This is a genomic window from Bosea sp. RAC05, assembly GCF_001713455.1.
Classification (GTDB): domain Bacteria; phylum Pseudomonadota; class Alphaproteobacteria; order Rhizobiales; family Beijerinckiaceae; genus Allobosea.
Genome location: NZ_CP016463.1, coordinates 353224 through 373023, shown reverse-complemented (window position 1 = coordinate 373023; position 19800 = coordinate 353224). Strand labels below are relative to the sequence as shown.

25 protein-coding genes are annotated in these 19800 nt (G+C 62.1%); 8 read left to right on the top strand and 17 right to left on the bottom strand.

What is annotated here, in order from left to right:
* Positions 1-31: 31 nt before the first annotated feature.
* Both BSY19_RS01805 and BSY19_RS01800 read right to left on the bottom strand, forming a co-directional pair.
* Entirely contained in the window at positions 32-2464 is a 2433-nt protein-coding gene (locus tag BSY19_RS01805) for an ATP-binding protein (RefSeq protein ID WP_069052602.1), read from the bottom strand.
* Positions 2465-2475: 11 nt separating this feature from the next.
* Positions 2476-2739: a hypothetical protein gene (locus tag BSY19_RS01800; RefSeq protein WP_069052601.1), complete on the bottom strand. Its 264-nt coding sequence runs from the start codon at positions 2737-2739 to the stop codon at positions 2476-2478.
* Positions 2740-2910: 171 nt separating this feature from the next.
* Between BSY19_RS01800 and BSY19_RS01795 the strand changes: the two genes are divergently transcribed.
* Entirely contained in the window at positions 2911-3486 is a 576-nt protein-coding gene (locus BSY19_RS01795; RefSeq protein WP_069052600.1) for a YcbK family protein, read from the top strand.
* An 89-nt stretch (positions 3487-3575) separates the two neighbouring features.
* Here BSY19_RS01795 and BSY19_RS01790 read toward each other — a convergent pair whose 3' ends face one another.
* The 5 genes from BSY19_RS01790 to BSY19_RS01770 are packed head-to-tail and all read right to left on the bottom strand — an operon-like array spanning position 3576 to position 7916.
* Positions 3576-4454 carry a SurA N-terminal domain-containing protein gene (locus BSY19_RS01790; RefSeq protein ID WP_150129396.1) on the bottom strand — a complete coding sequence of 293 codons (879 nt, stop codon included), beginning with the start codon at positions 4452-4454 and terminating at the stop codon, positions 3576-3578.
* A 5-nt stretch (positions 4455-4459) separates the two neighbouring features.
* Positions 4460-5383: a hypothetical protein gene (locus BSY19_RS01785; RefSeq protein WP_150129395.1), complete on the bottom strand. Its 924-nt coding sequence runs from the start codon at positions 5381-5383 to the stop codon at positions 4460-4462.
* 56 nt (positions 5384-5439) lie between these two features.
* Positions 5440-6126, bottom strand: a complete 687-nt coding sequence (locus tag BSY19_RS01780; protein WP_150129394.1) for a hypothetical protein — start codon at positions 6124-6126, stop codon at positions 5440-5442.
* Between the two features lie 50 nt (positions 6127-6176).
* Positions 6177-7649 carry a hypothetical protein gene (locus BSY19_RS01775; protein WP_150129393.1) on the bottom strand — a complete coding sequence of 491 codons (1473 nt, stop codon included), beginning with the start codon at positions 7647-7649 and terminating at the stop codon, positions 6177-6179.
* Positions 7650-7652: 3 nt separating this feature from the next.
* Positions 7653-7916, bottom strand: coding sequence for a hypothetical protein (locus BSY19_RS01770; protein ID WP_069052595.1), 264 nt, complete (start codon positions 7914-7916; stop codon positions 7653-7655).
* 122 nt (positions 7917-8038) lie between these two features.
* Between BSY19_RS01770 and BSY19_RS01765 the strand changes: the two genes are divergently transcribed.
* Together BSY19_RS01765 and BSY19_RS01760 are read left to right on the top strand one after the other, a co-directional pair.
* Positions 8039-9328 carry a hypothetical protein gene (locus tag BSY19_RS01765; RefSeq protein ID WP_069052594.1) on the top strand — a complete coding sequence of 430 codons (1290 nt, stop codon included), beginning with the start codon at positions 8039-8041 and terminating at the stop codon, positions 9326-9328.
* Between the two features lie 78 nt (positions 9329-9406).
* The gene (locus BSY19_RS01760; protein WP_069052593.1) at positions 9407-9916 is read left to right on the top strand and encodes a CYTH domain-containing protein; all 510 of its coding nucleotides are present in this window, start codon (positions 9407-9409) and stop codon (positions 9914-9916) included.
* A 2-nt stretch (positions 9917-9918) separates the two neighbouring features.
* Here the strand turns inward: BSY19_RS01760 and BSY19_RS01755 are convergent, their stop codons facing one another.
* From BSY19_RS01755 to BSY19_RS01735, 5 genes are all read right to left on the bottom strand, one after another.
* A complete protein-coding gene (locus BSY19_RS01755; protein WP_150129392.1) occupies positions 9919-10209 on the bottom strand; it encodes a hypothetical protein in 291 nt (96 codons plus the stop codon).
* Between the two features lie 48 nt (positions 10210-10257).
* Positions 10258-10707: a GNAT family N-acetyltransferase gene (locus BSY19_RS01750; protein ID WP_069052591.1), complete on the bottom strand. Its 450-nt coding sequence runs from the start codon at positions 10705-10707 to the stop codon at positions 10258-10260.
* 3 nt (positions 10708-10710) lie between these two features.
* Positions 10711-10971 (bottom strand): hypothetical protein, encoded by a 261-nt coding sequence (locus tag BSY19_RS01745; RefSeq protein ID WP_069052590.1) that lies wholly within the window; start codon positions 10969-10971, stop codon positions 10711-10713.
* Positions 10972-11035: 64 nt separating this feature from the next.
* Positions 11036-11383, bottom strand: coding sequence for a hypothetical protein (locus BSY19_RS01740; RefSeq protein WP_069052589.1), 348 nt, complete (start codon positions 11381-11383; stop codon positions 11036-11038).
* Positions 11380-11889 (bottom strand): hypothetical protein, encoded by a 510-nt coding sequence (locus BSY19_RS01735; protein WP_150129391.1) that lies wholly within the window; start codon positions 11887-11889, stop codon positions 11380-11382. Before BSY19_RS01735 ends, BSY19_RS01740 begins: the two co-directional genes overlap by 4 nt.
* On the opposite strand from BSY19_RS01735, the gene BSY19_RS01730 reads away from it, so the two are divergent.
* Both BSY19_RS01730 and BSY19_RS01725 read left to right on the top strand, forming a co-directional pair.
* Entirely contained in the window at positions 11883-12911 is a 1029-nt protein-coding gene (locus tag BSY19_RS01730; protein WP_083247320.1) for an alpha/beta hydrolase family protein, read from the top strand. The two genes, BSY19_RS01735 and BSY19_RS01730, sit on opposite strands and share 7 nt — an antisense overlap.
* A gap of 59 nt (positions 12912-12970) precedes the next feature.
* Positions 12971-13630, top strand: a complete 660-nt coding sequence (locus BSY19_RS01725) for a hypothetical protein (protein WP_069052587.1) — start codon at positions 12971-12973, stop codon at positions 13628-13630.
* Positions 13631-13634: 4 nt separating this feature from the next.
* Here BSY19_RS01725 and BSY19_RS01720 read toward each other — a convergent pair whose 3' ends face one another.
* Both BSY19_RS01720 and BSY19_RS01715 read right to left on the bottom strand, forming a co-directional pair.
* Positions 13635-14591, bottom strand: coding sequence for a hypothetical protein (locus tag BSY19_RS01720; protein ID WP_083247319.1), 957 nt, complete (start codon positions 14589-14591; stop codon positions 13635-13637).
* A 74-nt stretch (positions 14592-14665) separates the two neighbouring features.
* Positions 14666-15643, bottom strand: a complete 978-nt coding sequence (locus tag BSY19_RS01715) for a hypothetical protein (protein ID WP_210184364.1) — start codon at positions 15641-15643, stop codon at positions 14666-14668.
* Positions 15644-15683: 40 nt separating this feature from the next.
* Here BSY19_RS01715 and BSY19_RS01710 point away from each other — a divergent pair, with 40 nt between their 5' ends.
* Positions 15684-16487, top strand: coding sequence for a hypothetical protein (locus tag BSY19_RS01710; protein ID WP_069052585.1), 804 nt, complete (start codon positions 15684-15686; stop codon positions 16485-16487).
* Between the two features lie 43 nt (positions 16488-16530).
* On the opposite strand, the gene BSY19_RS01705 is transcribed toward BSY19_RS01710, so the two are convergent.
* Both BSY19_RS01705 and BSY19_RS27305 read right to left on the bottom strand, forming a co-directional pair.
* On the bottom strand, positions 16531-16935 hold the full coding sequence (locus BSY19_RS01705; protein ID WP_069052584.1) for a hypothetical protein: 405 nt from the start codon (positions 16933-16935) through the stop codon (positions 16531-16533).
* A gap of 8 nt (positions 16936-16943) precedes the next feature.
* Positions 16944-18113, bottom strand: a complete 1170-nt coding sequence (locus BSY19_RS27305; RefSeq protein WP_150129389.1) for a hypothetical protein — start codon at positions 18111-18113, stop codon at positions 16944-16946.
* 9 nt (positions 18114-18122) lie between these two features.
* Here BSY19_RS27305 and BSY19_RS01695 point away from each other — a divergent pair, with 9 nt between their 5' ends.
* The gene (locus BSY19_RS01695) at positions 18123-18863 is read left to right on the top strand and encodes a hypothetical protein (RefSeq protein ID WP_150129388.1); all 741 of its coding nucleotides are present in this window, start codon (positions 18123-18125) and stop codon (positions 18861-18863) included.
* 73 nt (positions 18864-18936) lie between these two features.
* The gene (locus BSY19_RS26850) at positions 18937-19260 is read left to right on the top strand and encodes a helix-turn-helix transcriptional regulator (RefSeq protein ID WP_083247318.1); all 324 of its coding nucleotides are present in this window, start codon (positions 18937-18939) and stop codon (positions 19258-19260) included.
* A 6-nt stretch (positions 19261-19266) separates the two neighbouring features.
* Here BSY19_RS26850 and dut read toward each other — a convergent pair whose 3' ends face one another.
* Positions 19267-19728 (bottom strand): dUTP diphosphatase, encoded by a 462-nt coding sequence (dut, locus tag BSY19_RS27780; RefSeq protein ID WP_171905059.1) that lies wholly within the window; start codon positions 19726-19728, stop codon positions 19267-19269.
* Between the last annotated feature and the right edge of the window lie 72 nt (positions 19729-19800).

Genomic DNA, 19800 nt, shown 5'->3' with positions numbered 1-19800 from the left:
AGCGCTCGGCTGACGCCGGGCGTCTGGCTGTTCAAATTGCCGGCGTGAGCATCGGGTCGTCGACGAACTCACCCTCGACCTCGGACAGCCGATCGCAGTCGACCGTGAACCCTGCGCTGTCATGGCTGATTGTCTCAGCTCCAGGGGCTGTCAGCGAATCCAGAAACCGGCTCGCCGGCCGCAGCCCCTTCTCGTTGTCCAGGGCGACGACGCGGGTGCGGCCGCGTCCGTACATACGGTCGATGGCACGCAGTGTCTCGTCGATCTCCTTGTTCAGCTCGCGCACCCGCTTCGGGGTGAGCCCGACCATGAGGGACGTCAACGCGTTCGCGAAGTTCTGGTTGTGATCGGCCGGCGCGAAGATGTGCGCGACCTCATGAGCTGCGAGCGCGATGATCTCGTGCCGATCGTCTGGCTTGGCCGGGTTGAACGCGAGTTGGAAATTGTTGTCGAGCGGGTTCAGCAGGAAATAGCGCATGTCCCCGCTGGGATCGGGTCGATAGAAGGCCGCAGCCTTGTTGGTCCAGGCATCATTCCCCGACAGGGAGTTGTAGCTCCAAGTCGGCTGGCTCATGATCCAGCCTACCGAATAGGGGAAGGCCGGCAGCGTCGGAACCTGCTCGCGAGCGATCTCGACGATCTGCTGGACCGCGACCTGCCAGACGGCCAGCAGCTTGCGCGCCTGCAGGCCCTTGCCGTTTTCGAGCTCCCAGTTGCGCGGATCCATCTTCCTCGTGGCCTTGGCGAAGTCGCGGCGCATCTTCTTCGCCTCGGCCTCGCCCAGGCGCTCGGTATCCGGGTCGCAATTCTCCTTCCAGATTGGGAAATCGTTCAGATCGGCGAGCTTTTCCCGGTTGCGGACGCTCTCCTCCTCGTCGGCAATTGCCATCCTGAGCTTCAGGTTGCTCGTGATGAAGCCGAAGAGATAGCGAGAAGCCGATGTCAGCGCCTTGCGTTCGCCATACCGCTGAGCGGTCTGGACGAAGGCATCGACCTCCGATTTCGCATGGTAGCCATCGAGGAAGGTGCCCTTGGCTTCGCCGCGCGTCTGGACGTCCTTGATCAGCGACAGGAACGCGGTCGGCGGCACCGACTCGAATCCGTCCTTGAGGAAATCATCCCACATCCAGTCGCTGAAGCGCTTGCCGTTGGTCTGGTCCGCAGCCTCGATCGAGAGCTTCTTCGCGCGGGCCGTCGCAAACCCGGCCGTGACAGGAGCGGACCAGTCAGCGTCCGCAGGCATGCCCGTGCGGACTGGCGGGATGGTCATCATGTGACCTTTGCCGCCGGCGAGAACACTGAATTCGCTGCGCGGCTTTCCACGCAGCGCCTCGTCGGTGTCCGTCGCCATGCGCTGCGAGAACTCTTCCAGCGCCGTGCGGAAGCTGTCGCGCAGCCCGTCCCGGTTGGACGTCATGACATCACGCGCCATGCTCGGATCCAGTTCCAGGATCAGCGTGTGCGAGGCACTGCCGGACGTCGTCTCGAACATCAGCGCGCCCGACGACCGCACGAGGATCGACCCTTTGGGCAGGCCGTGCTCCTTGGATGGGTCGACCAGCCGGATCTCGCCGAATGCGATATCATGGCGCCCCGATGCGCCCTCCATGATCTCGATCTTGGGGTTGTTGCGCCAGGCGGTCGGGATCTCGTCATCATAGATCGAGGCCAGGATCTTGATCGGAGGCTTCACCGCCACCTTGCCGGGGACGAAGGCCTCGCCGTTGATCTCGACCTTCGCCTTCAGGCTGGACTTGGTCAGATAGGACTTGAGGGTGTCGAGCATGCGCTCGACCGTAGGCCGGCGGCTGGGAGTTTCGTTGTCCGAGACATCGAGATCCAGTTCGACCCTGCAACCCTTGAGCACCTTGGGCTGCTCAGTCATGCTGGCGATGTCGGCTTCCAGTGCCTCCACTTCAGCGCGATGGCGGTCAGCCTCGTAGCTGTCGCCCGCCTGTCTGGCATCGACGTACCGCTGCTCTGCTGCCAATTTCCAGACGCGCAGTTCTGCGAGCGCCTCATCCACCGTCCGAAGAGCGTATTCCGAGCCCACGCCCTGGGCCCAGCGATCGCCGGTCCGGATGAAGAACCGGGGTTGGGAAAAGGTCGTCATCAACCGAGCCCGGCCGAAGCCGCCGACGCTGTCGCCATCGCGCTTGGTCGTGCCGTGCATCGAGAAATAGACGTTTTCGAGCACGTCTGCGGTCATCCCACGGCCGTCATCCTCATAGACGACGCGGGTGACATTCTTCAGTTCGGCAGGGCGGCCGAGCACACCCCGCCCGGCCTCGCTCGTGATCGAGATCTTGATCGTCCTGGCGCCGGAATCGACGGCATTCTGAAGCATCTCGCGATGAAGCGACTCGCTCCAGTCCGAGTACGCCTTGTTGCGCTCGGCGACGTAGAACTCGCGGTTTGCCCTGACCTGGGCGATGGAACCGATCTTGCTCGACGCGTCCGACATAGCCAGGCCCTTCAGGAGACCAGGCGGACCGGGATCGTTGCCCGGGCGACTGGTCTCAAACCGTCCATCCTCACGATCTCAGCCGACACGATGTCGGCGAGACTGGTTCGGACGTCATCGGGCAGCTGGCGGGCCATGTGGCGCAGCGAGCCATCCTTCATCGCGATCACGCAGTGCCCGTCCGGTTTCACGATGAAGGTGCCGGCCGCATCGAGCTCGGGCTCGTCGTGCACCAAAGTGAAGCCGGACACATCGTTGAGGACTGCGTCGATCACGATTGTTCGTCCTTGAGCAGAGGGTGGGTCACGGGCATGAAACCGACAAACGTGGGATTGGTCCTTCGTGTCGTCACTTTAGGGTAGACCGGATAGATAGAATCTGGAAGGATTGTTGCATCAATCCTATAGCGACCGTGGTTTCCGTCGCGATTTCCGGAGCCGGCCTCTATGACCGTCATGCCATCGCGCAGATCCTTCATCACCGGATTGGGTCTCGGCGCGTCGTCGATCTTCATGGGCCTGCCGTCGTGCCTGGCTCAGCCCGCCATCGCCGCGGCTCAAAAGTCGATCCCTCTCCGACTGTTCAACCCCAACACGCGGGAAGCGTACGACCTGGAGCTTTTCATCGGCGACCAGTGGAATTCTGACGCTGTCAAAGTCTGCGACTGGCTGATGCGCGACTGGCGCCAGCAGCGGGCCGTCGAGTGCGATCGCCGTCTCTATGCCGGCCTCTATGTGATCCAGCGGTACTTCTCTGAGCAGGGCAGGATCAACATCAACAGCGGATTCCGCACCCACGAGACCAACGAGTCTCTCCGCGAGAAGGGCTACGCCCCGGCTGTGAACAGCCTGCATCTGCGCGCCAAGGCCGTCGATTTCAGTCTTCCCGGTGTGCGAATGCTCAACGTCGCAAAGGCTGTCTGGGCACTGCGTCTCGGCGGCGTCGGCTACTATGAGGACATGAACTTCGTCCACATGGACTCCCGCGGTCAGCAGGCACGCTGGGCCGACAACTTCCTCTGAACTGCCCGGTGCCTGTCTGCCGACCTGAAAAGAAGCCCTGGCGACCGGATCGCCAGGGCTTCTTTCGTTTGGGCCGTGTATGAGAGCGTTCAGTCGAGGTCGGCGTACACCTTCGGAACCGGAACCAGCCATTCGATCGGCGTTTGCTTCAGCACGGATTTGAAGAACGCTTCCTCCTGGTACTGGGCGAACTCCGATCGAACGACTTCACGCGAGGTTTCGTCGAGATCCTTGTAGGGACGCCGTGGCCGATCGATGACGGCCTCCACGATCCAGATCCCCCAGGTCCCGTTGTTCATTCGGCCTGGCCCTCCGAACGTGCTCATCCGCGAGCCGTCTACCGCGATTCCGTGCTTCCAGCGCCAGAGAAAGGCTGAATCCGTCCGGGATGGGATGGCGAAACCCTTTCCCTCGCCCGCCGGACGAAGCTTCAGGCGTTCGAAGTCGCCGACATTGCGGACCTCCTTGCGCGCGGCAGACGCTTCCTTCTGCGTAGCGAAGGTCAACACCTGGACCCGATAATCGGGGCCGGCCGTCAGCTTGCCCCAGAACGCCTCGAGGTCCGCGTCTGTCGCAGTCGCCTTCGCTGTAGCAAGCCGGCGATCGCTCCATAGGAAGGCGAGCAGAAGGTTCTCGTCGATCTTCCCGAGCTTGCCTTTGCCAGCCTCTCCGACTGAGTGCGCGATATCGCTCTTGTCTGCGAGTCCGGCTTTGCGTGCAGCCTCGCCGAACGCGACACTGGACACCAGATCTCCCAACGAAGCGCTCTCGACCTCGGCCTTGAGCCTGGCCGGGATATCAACCTTGCCGCCGCGCTCCTTGGCCAACTGTTCCAGCTGGCGGGCGACGAACTCGTCGACATGTTCGCGTTCGATCTTGATCCCGGACACGATCGCGAGGGTTTCGGACCACGCTGGCGTTGAAGCCAGCAAGCCAGACAGCAAGATGGGAAGAAAGCGGATGGTCACTCTGATCACTCCTCGGTGAAAGCAGGGCGAGCCAGGATCGAGTTCCAGCCCGCCGGTATCGTTGTCTTCCATGTGACACCGGCTGATCGAAGCGCTTCCGCATGGACCGCCCGCGCAGCGATGTCGGCCCTCATGACGGTCAGCGTGCTCTTCTCAGCCGCTGAAAGCTCGTCGAACGGCCGGGGTGGCGAGGTTTCGATGTCGTCGATCATCCAAAGCGAGCAGATCAGGCCTTCACACATCGGTCCGCCAATCGTGCCGATGGCTCCGGCGCCAATGTCGAGACCCACCTGACGCCAGGCCCAATCGCTTGCAGCCAGGAAGAGCTGCATGACCGGAGGCGATGTGTCGAAAGCCGGCCGGCCGTAGTTCAGGACGTCGGCATCCTTGAATGTCGTTTTCGACTTGATCCGCGATGCCAAAGCAGTCTCGAACTCAGCCTTGCCAGCCAGCTTCTTGAGCGCAAGCGACGCTTCGCTGGCATCGGCGAAGTGCAGGAACCGCAAGCGGTAGCGTGGAGCCGTGACGGCGTGATCATAGAACGCCTCCAGCTTCTCATCGCTCGGTGAGGAAATCCGAGCATCCACATCAGCCATCCAGGCCGCCTTCAGCACTTGGTCACGACGGGTTCGCGACGACCCGACGGCCTCCAGCCGGAGCAGCACGTCCGGATCCCGATCAAGTCCGGACTTTCGTGCAGAGGAAGCCAGGGCCTTCCGCTCCACCGCCGATAGCAGAGCAATGTCGCTCATCCGCGCCAGAGCTGATCTCGACCTGATCGGCTTGGGCGCCCCTTTCGTCATCTCATCGCGGATCAGCTTGACGTCCTGAGCGGTGACCGGCGTTCCATCGACAACGGCCAAGACGTCGGCACTTGCCGGCAGAGCCGCAGCAGCGCCGATCAGGATTGCGATAATGGACAAACGCACGGGGACCTCGATTCAGAGATGTCGAGGTAGCCTAGAAGGATTCCCGTCTCATTGCTTTACGGCGACGGCTGATTTGGGCCGTAATCCACGTGTTCGATCGGTCCCATCCCCATAGGCTCGATCCCAAACTCCGTCTCGTACGGGCTCCCGGCGACGACCTTGGAACGCAGATTCCCGATCACGGACGGTACGATTGCGCCGCGAGGCGCTGAGAGTGCATCCGGATCAAAACGCTCCTCCCACCACAAACCGATGATGTCAGGCATCTGCTCACGGAGTACGTCCTCGATCCAGAATAGGGTTGCGACGTCAGTTGCGTCGCAGTCCCGCCCATAGCCGTCTGCACGGAGAGCCCCCGCCTCAGTCAGCCTGATGATGCCCATAGGCTCAGTGAGAGCCGTTGCGCCGGGCGGAAGGTCGGAGTCGTCCTCATCGCTCACTTCTGCCAGGGCTGCTGCTTGCGATGGGCAGATCATGAATGACCAGGCTTCAACCTCATCATCCCAGCGCCAGGCTTTCCAGACGGAGGTGCGCTCCGCAAGCCCGCTTGCCTCAGCCCAATCGATGACTGTGGCCCGGGCGTCATCATCCATGTCATGGAATGACAGGAATGCCTGTCCGGCGCCGTCAATCTCGCGGACGGGTCCACCCAATCTCGCGATCCGGGACCAGGCTTCGGGGCAAAGCGATACCGATAACGCGCTGCCCTCATACGAGATGCGACGCTTGTCCGGTTTCACCATGCTCCCGACGTGGAAGACGGTTGAGGGCCTGTAGAGGCTCAGCCTCATGGCTAGCGAAGCGCCGGGCGCAGATCCTCGGACGCCTCTTCGGACACCAGCCGTCGAAGACCAGGCGCAGCCGGCTTCTGCCAGCGGCCGCGGAGCTCGATGTTCAGACCTTCCAGGCTCGTGACGACATGACCAGCTGAGACCACCCTCCCATTCTCCGCGTCCCGGACGGCGAAGGACGACTGATCCTTCGAGAACGAGATTGTCTGGCAGGTAGCGTTGTAGTCGATGAGCTTCTGGGCAATTTCCTTGCCGTTCTGGAACTTCAACGGAATGTTGCGGTCGTACATGACCGCATGGGCGTGCGCCTGTTTCAGCACGGTTGGGGCGACCTTCGAGAGCTCCGCGATCGCCGCAAGCGCCGTCTTGGCTGTCGGGTCTCCAGCCTTCGCGAGCTTCTGGAGCGCCTTTCTGAAGGCTGCCCGGTCGAGCGCCGGCGGATCCCCCGGATCAGAGCCCTCGTGCAGTGCACGCGTCAGATCGAACAGGCGGGCGAACGGCTTCAGGTCCTGGTGACCGTGCATCCATTCCACGAAGGAAACCGGCCGCAGGCCCTTCTCCTCCGGGAGATAGTGCACCTTCTTCTGGCTGATCGCCAAAAGGGCAATCCTCGTCTCACGGAGCAGGAGCGTCTCGTCGGTCGTGAAGCCGTAGCGATCGCCCATCGTATTGGCGAGCGCGGCGAGCCCGTTGATATCGAGGCTCATGAACTCGGGGTTCGCCCGAAGCTCGTCCTGCATGCGCACGATCGGCCAGAGACCCTTCGACGTGTCATGGTCATCGAAGATCTCCTGGTTCTGGAGCTCACCTGATTCACGCCACATCGCCCAGCGCTGGAGCATGTCCCGGTTCTTCGAGCTGCGGACCGTCATCAGGGCAGCGAAGATGTCGGCCTTCATCTCGGATGCGCCCAGGAGGCAGTGACCGACCTCGTGCCAGGTCACCTGGGTGTGGAAATCAACCGCCGTCATGTCGCCGCGGTCGATCTGTACCCCGACCATGCCGGCTAGCATGTTGTCGATGTCGAGCTTGGGATGAAACGGGGAGACAAAGCACATCCGGCCGCCGCCCTTCTTGGCGAGGTTGTGCGAAACGCCGCCCTCGAACTTCTTGTTCTTGACGTCCTTCTGCCACGCCTTGGCCTGTGACGTCATGCTCGACAGCCGGGCGATTTCCTTGTTCAGGTCGCTGGTGGTGAGGTCGACGAACTCGATGCGGTAGCTGCCTTCCTGATTGATTTCGCGATCAACCTGCTCACGGACATCCGTCATCGCCACACGATAGAGATCGGCATCGACCTTGCTGCCGGGCCTTTCCGGGAGAGTTGGGCGCGCGTGTCGCTCCGAGCTGCGCTTCGCCATTGCAGCGATGACGCCTGTGCGCACATCAGTGGGAGCTGATGGCGCTTCGATAACGAAGGGGGCGGAGGCGAGCCGGTCAAACAGCGCGGCTGCGTCGACGGGAGGCATTTCCATGTCTCAGCCCTCCATCGAGATCTGGAAGGCCCGGCCGTGCTGGCCCGATGCCAGCATCTCGAAAACGATGCAGGCCTTGTTCAGCGAGAGCCGCTCGATCGTGATGGGGCCGTAGGTTTCGTCACTGACGACCACATCCTTTGCCAGGACCTGGATGCGCTGCCCATCGAGCCGGACCCGGTCAGGAGAGGCCGTCGTCGGCGGAATGAACAGCACGACCTCATTGTCCGCGCTGATGAGGCTGGTTCCAGTGACGTCCTGCGACATGCTGAGATCCTTTGGCTCTCCCTAGCATGACATGATTCCTTGCAAGGAACGAACATGGGATCCCTATTGGAATTTGCGGCTTTCATGGTCGCGGCGGATCTTCCAGACAACGGAGATCAGCCATGTCCACGAGCCGCGCCCTCGCTTCCCGCACATTCCTTCTTCTCGATCGTGACGGTCGCAACGTCGACGTGACGGCGGAACTGAAGTCGCATTCACGCCAGTCGCCCTATTTCAGCATTACGTCCCAGAACGGGTGCAACCACGACGTCATCGTGGAGTCGGCGCCCAAAGAGGTGCTGAAGGACATCAAGGCGCTGGTCGACCTGCACCTCTGTGATTTCCAGGGCAAGCCGATGCATGCCGTGGAGAACGCCATCTATCACCTCAACAAGGCGGAGTTCGAGAAGGCGCGCCAGGCCCTCGGCGCCGGCTTCCCGGTGGAGGAGATGTACAAGGTCCATGCCCAGGTGGCGGCGCTCATCGACGGACGGGCCGAGATCGACCCGGTCCGTGAGGCTGTCTCCGAGCGCATTCGGCTCGCAAAGGCGGTCCTGACGGCAAAGGAGGTCGCGGCGCAGGAGATCAAAGACGGCTCCTCCATGTTCATGCCGCGCCAGGAAGCCTACATCGTCGCCATCAAGCGCTATCAGGCTGTGAAAGAGCGGCGGGACTACAAGGCGATCCTGAAGTCTGGGATTCCCGCTCCGGAGCGCGCCGCGTTCGTCAAGGCGTTCGAGAAGGGCAAGCTTTTCGATGAGGTCAAGTCTCTGGAGCGCTATGCGCCCGAGGGGATCGTCGAGGCGATCAGGGCTCAGCTTGCGCCCAAGTGCATGAGGGAGGCTGTCGAGGACTTCGTCGACCGCATGTGCGCGCCCAAATGGGCTGCTGCCGCCGAGCTGGGCCGAGCCATTCTCGCCAAGCCGTCGTTCCGCGTCGAAAACCGTCCTGACCCCGCTGTCGATCCGAAAACATTCGACGGCTTCCTGGCCACCAACGGGTTCAAATTCGAGGCTCGGATAATCGGGCCCTCGAAGAACCCGACCTTCCGCAATTCGCTGGAGTGGGTCTGCACGCTCACGGGCCCAGTCTGCAGCATGACCATGCCCTTCTTCATGGGCTCGGCGCATGGAGCGACACCGCCGTCGGCCGCGACATTCCTCGAAACCCTCCAGATGGATATCTCGTCCATCGAGGGTCACACCTGCGACTCGTGGATGGAGGAGCTGGGCTTCACCGATAGCGTGGCCAGCTTCCGCTCCGGCCAGAAGGCTTACGAGCAGATCATCGAGAACCGGACGGAGCTGCAGAACGTCTTCGGTGATGCCTATCCGGCTTTCATGACCGAGGTCGGCGACAACCCGCCGTTCAGCAAGAGCCATAACTTCGAGCCATCCACGCCTAAAATGTGAGGTGCCAAGCGGTTGGGTTGAGCGGCGTTCACCGCGAACCTACGCTTCCAGGAGATTTGGACGGCTCAGAGGGTCAGGATGCCGATCGAGAACGAGTTCAAGTATCCCCTGCGCCTGTCGCGCGAGATCATTGGTCGGCTTGAGGCAAAGTTCTCGCAGAAGTCCTTGGAGCAGGGGTACCTGCCTGGAGACGGTCGCGTTCGGCGGGTGATCGAGGACGGGGCGGCATCGTGCTGGTTTACCTACAAGCAGGACACCGAGGACGGCCCGGTCGAGATCGAAGCTCAAATCTCGAAGGTCGATTTCAACAGGCTCTGGCCAACGACGTCGAACAGGCTTTCGAAGACACGCTTTTCCTTCAAGGAAGCCGGCGTTCGTTGGGACGTCGACTTCTTCGGTACGCTCTCAGAGCCCTATTTCGCAATGGCTGAAGCTGAGGTCCCGAAAGGCGCAAGCGAGCCTGCACCGTGCGCGCTGATCGCCGATCACGTGGTGGCATGTGTCGGCAGGGACAAGCGGTTCACGAGCAAGAAGCTGGCGAACCGCGAACACGCACAGGCGATGCTCGCGGTTCTGCACGGACGCTGAAGCTACGGCGCCGGGCTGGTGGCCGGCTGGACCCAATCAGGCAACTCGTCGGTCTCTTCGAGACCCCAGGCTTCTGGGTCTTCGAGGCATTCGCTGTTGGCGTTGACGACGCTGTCTTCGAGGTCTGCGAGCATCTCGGGGCTCGCATCATAGACCTTGTGCTCGAACATGTAGGTTGCGGCCACGAGTTTGTTGCTCTCGCGATCAAGAACCCACTCGGTCATGCGCTCGCCTTCGACATCGTCGAAGATGTGACCCCACGAACCGGCAACCAGGTATTTCGTCTTTGGCATGATGGGCTCCTTTGATCCGATCATCGGTTCAACCGCTGCAAGCGACAATCAGGGTGCCGGACTGGCCGGCCGGAGATGAGCGGCCTCAAGGCGCGCTTCCGAATCCGGCGTTGGGGCCTGAGGCCGTCTCAGCATATCTCGCGCGCCCCAGGATCCGGTGTCGGCAAAGCCGAACCGTTGGTAGAAGCTCTCCAGGGCTCCCTGCATATCGGGCAGCGTCTCGTCGTCTTCGGAATCGGCGTGGGCCCGCACGTAGATCTTGAGGCCATGGCGGTCAGCCAGGTCCACGACGACCTGCATGATCTTCGACCCCCAGCCTTCGCCGGGTCGCTCGGCAGCCAAGGCATCCAGATCGATATCGCCAGTGTTCTCCGGCATGACCCCGAAATGATGCTGCGCTGGGAACAGCCCGATGCTGCCGGCCTCAGCCAGATCCGGCCGCGCCTCGAGGAAGGTCTCGATGTCGCTCAGGAATGCGGTCACGGCATCGGCTGACATCAGTCAATGCATCCCAGGCGCATGAGCAGCGGCAAAATGAGCGCGGATCAGTTTCAGCGCTTCGTCGATGCGCTCCTCAGAGGTCGCCTTGAGGCAGAACCTGGAGAACTCCGAGTCGTTGTCGGACTCGAAAGTCTCGGCGTCGACCTCGACACAGGCGTCGAAGAAGGTGTTCTCGGCCTCGATCTGGCGCTCGCTGTCAGCCTCGGAATCGTCGATGGGACGCGCGAGAGCCGCCAGGGCTTCGATCTGTTCGAGGGTCATGGTCGCCTGATCCCGTCTCATGCTGATCAGGCGACGGTGCCTTCACGCATCGAAACCGACAAGCTCAGGGAGATGGCAATGCCGACCGGTCCGGAAGAAGCATTCCGGTGAGCTTCTCAAGCGCGTCGTCGAGCGTATTGAACACCTCTCGCGTTCCCGCGATCTCGATGCGTTCGAACGCGGTCTCCCGCAATGTGACAGCCCGCCCCGTCGGCCCGAAAGCCCGCCACTCGTAACGTCGCTCTTCGACCAGGGCCAGCATCCGGCCGCGGGCCAGCGCCTTCGCGATTTCGTGCCCTCGCGCGGGCCTGTTGTGGCGGATATGGTTCGCCGTAATGGTGATCCTCTCGCCATCGAGGTCGATCACCTTGCGCCAATTTGGCTGGTATTCGGGCCTTGTTCTGTCAATCACGCTGTGATCACCGGCATGCCGCGGGTCAGTCGCCTCCAGATCGAGGCTGCAGACCGGGGGTCTCTGGGCTCGCTGCTCTCACCTGAAGCATCTTCCCCGGTCACCAGGAAGCTGTCGTCCTCCGCGTCATAGCGCCCGTCGAGATTGACGATCGGTATCGCGTCGTCGCCATCGACCAACTCGACAAGGTTGGCCGAGATGAAGCGTCCCACGATCGTGATGGTCGCGCGTCGAGGTCCGTCTTCCATGATCTGGCGGAAGCCGCCGGGATCGAGCGTCTTCAGGTCGACGTTGTCGAGACCGAGCAGCTCGTAAAGCTCCATCCGCCCGAGGACCATGCTGAACTCCTGCGACATCACGGCCCATCCTGTCCCGAAGATGGCATTTCTACAACAGATTTCCTGCTGATCGGTTAAGTCGATGGACTTGACCCGCAATTCTTCGCACACGACCCTGTTTGAGGATGAATCGCATTTCGCTTTCATCGAATTGGCATTGAATGACAATGATCGATCGCCGCGCAGTGCTGCTTGGGTCTCTGGCCGGTCTCGCAACAGGAGCGAAGGCCAACCAGGAAAACCTGATCATGCGCCGGACCCCGGTGCCGGGCGAGGATACCCGTTGGTACCAGATGAGCCAGAATGGGCCCTGGAACCCTTATGAGGAGCCGTTCGTCGTCCCCTTCCAGTCGACAAGGCTGATGGTTCATGCCCCTCGAGGCCTGAAGTCGGGTCGCCTGGTTGTCTTTTCCCATGGCGCGCTGACAGATCCACAGGTCTATCGCCCGATCCTGCAGCACTGGGCGTCACACGGCTTCGTTGTGGTCGCGCCGGTCCATGACGACAGCATTTTCCAGCGAGGCCTGCTGGCGAGGCGGGCGGAGGTGCGCGGGGGCGCGTCCTGGGATGTGGACCGGGTGCTCAACGATGCGCTTGCCTGGGACGGGCGTTGCGAAGCGTGCCGGCTTCCTCTGGAACATGTCGATCTGATCGCGAAGGTCGTCGGCATGGAGGTCAATATCGACCGCCCCATCGTCATCGGCCACGAATTCGGCGCGTATGTCGTGCAGATCCTGCTCGGTGCCAAGGTCGAGGCCGACATGGGCCGGCCGATGAAGTTCTCGGACCCGCGCTGGTATGCAGGGTTGATGCTGTCGCCTCAGGGCGTCGGCATCATGGGGCTGAACGAGGACAGCTGGCAGGACGTGACGCGCCCTTTCATGCTGGTGCAGCCCGGCCTCGACAGCGATTTCACGGGCCAGTCGCCGGCGCAGCGGATCGACCCGTTCACGCGCTCGGCGCCCAACAACAAGCATCTGGCCTGGTTCCCGGAGGCCCGCCGCAATCTGCCGATCGGTCCGCGGGCGGGCGCGCGCCTGGCAGAAGTCACTCAGTTCGAGGACTTCCGTGCCGTGACCACGGCCTTCCTGTACGCCTACGCTAACTATGACGAGCAGACTTTCAGCCTGATCGCATCCGATTGGCCTGAACGCGCGACCCTCGGTCGGGTCAAGGTCAGCTATCGTTAGAGGCTGTTTCCGGCTTGCGTCGCTTAGCCCGATGCTGCCGGTAACAAGAGAGGTCCAACATGTTTGAAGAGCCGACGACAGCCGAGCCCGTCACCACCCCTTTCGGAACGCTGCAGGTCGAGCGTTACCATCAGCTGCGCAATGCTCGCGACAGCTTCAGCACCGCGGCGGTCTCCGTTGCGACAGAGGCAGGCGATGCGCGGCTGAGCTTTCATCTCGACCTCAACGACGGAATCCCTTCCACCATCAGAGCCGTCCTGGCCGTTGGCGATTCCAGCCTGATTCGACTCCCCTCGGGCAACGAGGGGCCACAGAGCGTGCATATCGATGGGAAGTCGGTCTCGTGGCTGGTTCATCTGCGGATGGACGCAGCCACTGGCGAGCACGCCGAAAAGCTCGAAGCCACCGTCAGGGACCATGACGCGCCTCGTTCGGAGAAGGCGATGTTCATGCCGCGGTCCAGCGATCCTGCGCTCTCGGCAAAGGTCGAAGGTGCCGTTCAGGACCTGCTCGACCGGGCAATCACCAGCGACCCTGGTTATCTGCTGCGCATCCGCGGCGCCCTGCTTCAGGAGCACCTGAAGGACATGGAGATCGACGTCGGCCATGCCGAGCGTTCATTACGCTCGGCGCAAGAAGCGCGCGATGCCGCCCAGGCGGAAGTCGATGCCGTTGGCGAGGCCCTTCAGTCGATCAGCGGATCTACGCCGGCGCCGTGATCGGTCAGCGCTGGCCTGCGATCGACTCGGCCGTCGACCACGCATAGGCAACGCCGTCGGCGAAGCTCCTGAAGCTCTTGAACGGCGTATAGGCCTGGGGAGGCATTCCGACGCGCTGTCCCCAGAGCCAAAGGTTGGCGTCGCTGACCTGTCCCTTGGCAGCGCCACCCGTACCCTGAGAACAGTCCTCGCCTGGCGGCAGCATCGCATCCCGCTGGATCGAGTCGGTTGCCAGGTTCGCCGAAGGGACCAGAGTGGCGTTGCAGCTGCCATTGGACGACAGGATCGCGACCGCCTCCGCCTTCCATTGGTCGAGCATGATCCGCTCAGCCACATTGACCGACCAGCGGGTCGACTCGGCGTTGCGGTACAGCGAGAACTTCCGGGCGGGGGTCACGTCCTGACCGGGGACGAAGCCTGCGTATCCTTCCAGGAGCGCCAGCGTCATCGCCGCGAACCCGTCTGCGCGCTTCACCTCCTTGGTGTCATCGGTCGTGTTGAGGCAGTTGGCGCCGTGCATCAGCGTCAGGAACGCCTCCATCTGCGAGCTGCTGGGGAGCTCGCGGTACGAGTAAACCGCGCCACTGGAGAGACCTGACGCGGCAAACCCAGCAGAGATACCGACCGTCGGCGGAAGGATGACACAGACCTTCTTGGTCACCCCTTGCGCGTTCTTGTAGGTCAGGACGCGCGACCAGCCGATCGGGTTGGTCGTGTCCTGCAGCATCGTCAAATCGGAATCGCACCAGTTATCGCCGGTTTTCGTGCAAAGCTTCTGCATCGCCCGGTACCAGAACTGTCCCGGGTCATCCCCGGTGCGATCGAGGAATACGATCTGGATCTGTCCGATCGGTTCCAGCGCCGCGACAGCCGTCTGTGACAGCTCGGTCAGGCTCTGCGCGCGGGCTGATCCCATTGAGGCAAGGAGGGCCAAAGACAGTGCGATCAGGTGCCGGCGCATGAAGCGACTCCGCTCAAAAGGTCAAGAAGCGTACCTGCGGGGGCGGATATCAACAAGGATCGTTCCGGCAATCCTTATGGACGGCGGAAGATTTCCTCCTGAATCCGCTTGCTCACCGCTTCGGCATAAGCCAGGTCGTAAGCGTTCTTGTTCTCAGCCACCACGTCGTCGGCGATCTTGACCAAGACCGAGATCGACTCCGGCGTGAACCGGCGCCGCAATGCGGCTGCCTTGTTGAAGCGCAGCACCATTTCCCTGGCCGTTCTCGACAGCATCGTGGGCGGGATCTGCGCGCCGTCGGCGTCGTTGATGACGAGGTCGGTCTCCCGATGTCCCCATTCGCGCCATTCCGCGCGCCTTTTCAGGATCAACAGCGCCTTGTCCATGATGGCGCCGACAAGCTCTTTTCCTTGAGCCTCGCGCCACCCCTTGACCGACTTTGCGTAGTCGGGAAGGTACAGGAGGCACTCGTTGACGTACTTCACGGCCGTTTCCAGGTCGCTATCCGACATCTGCATGAAGCTCTGACCGAAGACCTCCTTCGAGGTATCAGTCATCGCGTGCGGGTCGATCTTGAAGTCGGCCATCCTCCAGCAGGCCGGCAGCCGGATTGCCTCAGTGGTGAGGGTGCGGGCGTACTCATCCACCTGGATAGCCTTCTCGGCGACAGGCAAAACAGCATCGCGCGCGCCTTCGACCATGGCCTTCCAGTTGTTGCCGTCCACCATTTCGCCATTGCGCGAGAAACCGTGGCAGGCACGAGCAAGATCGACCACCTTTTGGTAGTCTTCCGCCGACCATTTGATCGCCGCCTTTCCGAAGACCGGTTCGAAAGCCAGCAGTCTCAAGCGTATCCGGCTCGCAGACTCGGCAAGCAGCGGGGAACAGGCCTTGGCATAGTCCTCGGCTGACCAGCCATGCTGAGAGCCGGCGCGTGCGGGGCCCGGCTGCTCTTGTGCTGCAGCCGGCGCGAGGCAGGCCAGCATGGTGACCATGATCAGGAACGAGCGCGCCATCGAATCCAAATTTCTTGTGCCCTGCCCAATATCCATCAACAATCCTTGCAAGGAAATAGGATCGTGGAATCAGTCGATGCTGGCCAAGGCTCTCGCCGTTGTTGAAGCTGTCAGGACGCTTGAGCCCTACATCAGCCAGATCGGCATCTGGCGCATGGGCATCCAGCCCCGCGCCCTGCCCGCCGCACTCCGCGAAATCGGTGAAGCGTTGCAGGCGCTGGACAAGGCCACCGCGCCCGGTCTCGATCAAACCGATGCTCTTGCTGCCATGATCCATGAACCCGGCTCACAGATCGATATCGCGCGCCTGGTCGACATCCTGCGTAACGGTGGTCCCGGCCTCAGGTCAGATCCCATCATGGAGAACGTGCCGATGCCAGGTGACCTGGGTCGGCCCGACAAGGACCCGTCTAGCCCTGACGGATATTTTCACGGGCATGACGGCGTCATGAACCGGTTTGCCCCGAAATTTCAGATCGCGGAGCACGAGCCGGCCCTGAAGGGCGAAAAAGACCCCGACGATCTTCGAGAAGAACTCAAGGACGATGAGCCAGACAGCCCGAGCCTGAAGCCTGGGAAGCGCAAGCAAGGCGTGACCTACAAGGCATCCACCTCGGAGCTCGAAAAGATCGAAGGACGTCTGCGATCAATCCTGGCCCGCATCGACGTCGCCGACAATGCCAAGCTCGCCGGGGTTGTCGCCGCCTTCGCGGAGGTCAAAGCCGATATCGCCAACCAACCATCGGTGGCGAGCGGGGAGTTCAAGATCAGCGCCGGCGCCCTCTCGGCGCTTGTGACCGTCATGAAACAGATCGAAGAACTAGATCGCGAACTCATGACGTCAGCCGATCACGATCCGCCGGCCATGCGGATGGGCTGAAGCGTTTTTGCCCGACAGGCGCCAACTGGCGGACAGTCTGAGCTCAGTGCCGGTAGCCGGCCGCTGATGCTGGAATTCGTGGCTGGAGCGCTTCACCGCTGTCGAAATCATAGAAGTCGTCGTGCCACTCGAAGGCGGTACCGTAGACTTCCATGAGCTTGAAAAATTCCTTGGGCTCCAGCGAGGTCGTCATCAGCCTCAGGAGCTCCGGGGGCGTCACCGGCACTTCGATGTTGCCCGAGCGGTAAAGCACGGCCGGTTCACCCGAGAGGATGCTCTTGGTGTTCGGTAGCGCTGCAAGTTCGAGGACTTCACCTGGGGTGACGACGGCCATCATGATCGAGGAGTTGGGGTCGAGCACGGTCGTGCCTTGAGCATGCTGAATCTCGATGCTCAGGACCGGCAACTCTTGCGCCAGCCGGTTACGTGGCCTCGGGTCGATCGGCATTATGCCCCTCAGTTGCGTTGTGGCGTCTGGAGCGAATTCGCTGCCTGCCTCGGAGTGTCGATTTTGGTCCCTAACAGCGGCGGTGTCGAGGTCAGCTTCGGCATCAGATCAAGCGGAGCCTGGGGCTTTGTCTGTGGAACAGCTGGTTTCTGCGTCCGAACGACTTTCACCAGCGGCGGCCGGCGCGGCGGTAGTGGCGCCACAACGACGTCCGCAGCCGGCGCCTCTCTCGGGACGAAATTGGCCAGATCGAAGAACCGGCGCGGCGCATCGAAGGGTGAGCGCCAGCTGATCAGTCCACCCCGGCGATGGTCGGCATAGGTTGTGTTCTCGATCTCGATCCCAAGCACATGCTCGCTTTGGTCAGCTGCCTCCCATTCAATAACGGTTCCGGGCCAGCTGGCTGCCATCGTCATGGCAGCCTCCTTGGCCTCGCGGATCGGGTCACTGTCTGGCGTCTCACCAGGAATGCAATCCAGGTCGAGAGAATTGACGGCCACGCAGAGCCCATTGCGCTCGATCGGATCGCGGATCGGACCGGCACTCAGCATCAGCCAGCCATCCGGGGTCTGGGTAACAGCAGGCACCAAATAGGCGAGTGCCGGCACCGACACGAGAATCCGCCGCCAGTCTGCCAAGGCATCCATGCTGTCCTGGGACTTGTAGACACCCAGCCTGACCCAGGACTGCGATCGGGGCTTCAGCGTCGCCGGGCCCGTCTGTGTGGAGACGATGGCTTGAGCGCCGGGTTCTGCTGGCTGAGGCTCCCGCCTGGAAGCCGAGCCAAGCGTTTCACCCCGGAGGGCCCTTAGGGCTGCGCCCAACCCTCCTGATCCCGCTTCCGTTGGCGTTGATGCCGCTAACGACTGGGCATCGGGGGCTGAGATGTCTCCGAACTGATTTTCCGTCTGCGGCGCCAGCGTGATGCAGGTCGCGCCCGGATAGCGGCCGAGCGCGCGCGCCTCTGCCTCAAAGGGTACGGGCTCGGGATGACGCTCAAGGAGAACCGTCTGGCCCTTGCTGGAACACAGCAAAGTCCAGGTCTTCGCTTTCAGCGGGGCTGGAAGCGTGAGCAGTCCCGCCACAAGGGCGATGGTGCCTGCCAGTCTCAATGTGAGGGGCCCTCTGAGGCGCGGATTCGTGCTCGGACCATGAAGGATTGCCGTGACATCCGCCATCGGATTTCGATGCAATCCACGACCAACAATGATTTGGCCTACTCATTCTCGTTGTGGCTTGCCGATCGACTGTCCATTGTCGAGCGATCAAAGGAGAGCCCGATGACCGAGCAAGCGCGTGACACCCCTGTGAACGACCGTCCCGCATTCGATCCGACCCTGGCGGAAGATGCGCTGCAGCAGGTCATGGAGAAAATGTTCGGTGGCGGGATCGAGATTTTCGAATCGACCACCCCGGGCGTTATCGCTTTCGAACGCATCTGGCTGCGCGACGCGCCGGGCAGCACCCCGACCTGGCAGGAGGTCGCGTCCGCGATCGCGATCAAAACAGGCTATGACGTGCTCGCCATCGCCCATTGCGACTGGACTTTCGACGATCGTCCAGACGAGGAAGCCATTCTGATGGCTTTCGACATCCCGGAGCTGCCGGAAGATTACCGCAGCGAGTCGCGCAACATGATCTTCCCCGTCGAGGCGGCGACGGCTCCAACTGCAGAAGACTTCGCAGCCTATCGCAAGGCGACTGCGCTCCTCGAAGCGCGCAGCCGCGAACTCTCCGGCCGGATCGACCAGCTCGTCGCGACCGAGACGAAGTCATCCGAGATCGAGGGTAACCTCGCTGAGCTGAACGAGATGCGCGAAGCCTTCCAGGCTGACGACAAGGAGATCGTCGCTCAGGTTCTGAAGCTCGACTTCGATGGCGCACTGGAGACATTCAGGGCTGCGCAGGCGGCTTCCCCCGCCCCCTAAGGGTCGCCCGTCTATTGCCGGAACGGCCAAATAATGCAATTATAGCTTCACTTAAATCCAATCAAGTGGCGCTATGATTGCAATTCGATCAGCTCACCCAGGGTCTTCCCCGGCGCAAAACGATCTCGTCGAAATCGGGAAGTCGCTGAAGGTCGCAAGGCTCAGGCGCCGCATGTCGGCAGCCGACGCAGCCGGCAGGTCTGGCGTTTCCCTTCCGACCTATCGCAAGATCGAGACTGGCGACCCGTCAGTCTCGCTCGGTGTTTTCGTCTCCGCTCTTCGCGAGCTCGGCCTTCTGGGAAACCTTCGTTCTGCTCTGGAACCCGAAAGCGACAGGGGAGCCGCAGCCTTCGAGATCGACAGGCTGCCGCAGCGCGTGTCGCGCCGCCGGCCCTGATCGGCTTTAGCCGGCCATACCGGTCGAGCCAAACCCGCCACTGCCACGCTTCGTGTCGTTCAAGGTATCGACTTCGGTAAGCTGAACCTGCTCGGCTCGCTCGAAGACGAGCTGCGCGATCCGGTCGCCATGCTTGACTTGGATCGGCGCGTGGCCCGGTGCCTGCACGAGAATCACGCCGAGCTCATCCCGATAATCGGGGTCGATCACACCGCCCATCACATGGACGCCCTTGCTGCCGAGCCCTGAACGCGGCGCAATCCGGACGTAGAAACCCGGCGGCGGGACGATTGCCAGGCCGGTTTTGAAGATCTGGGTCTGCGATGTTATCTCCGCCCCGCGGCCGTCGGGGTCATGGAAGTGAAGATCCGCCCCGATCGCGTCCGGTGTCTGATATGAAGGGAGGCTTGCCGTCGGGTAGAGCTTCCTGACCAGAGCGGTAGCAGAGGTGTCACGGGCGGGAATCATGGCGCATCCTGTTGTGCTATGCAGAGTCACGGTGGAGGATTCGATTTCAAATCGCCAGCCGTTCCTTGACGG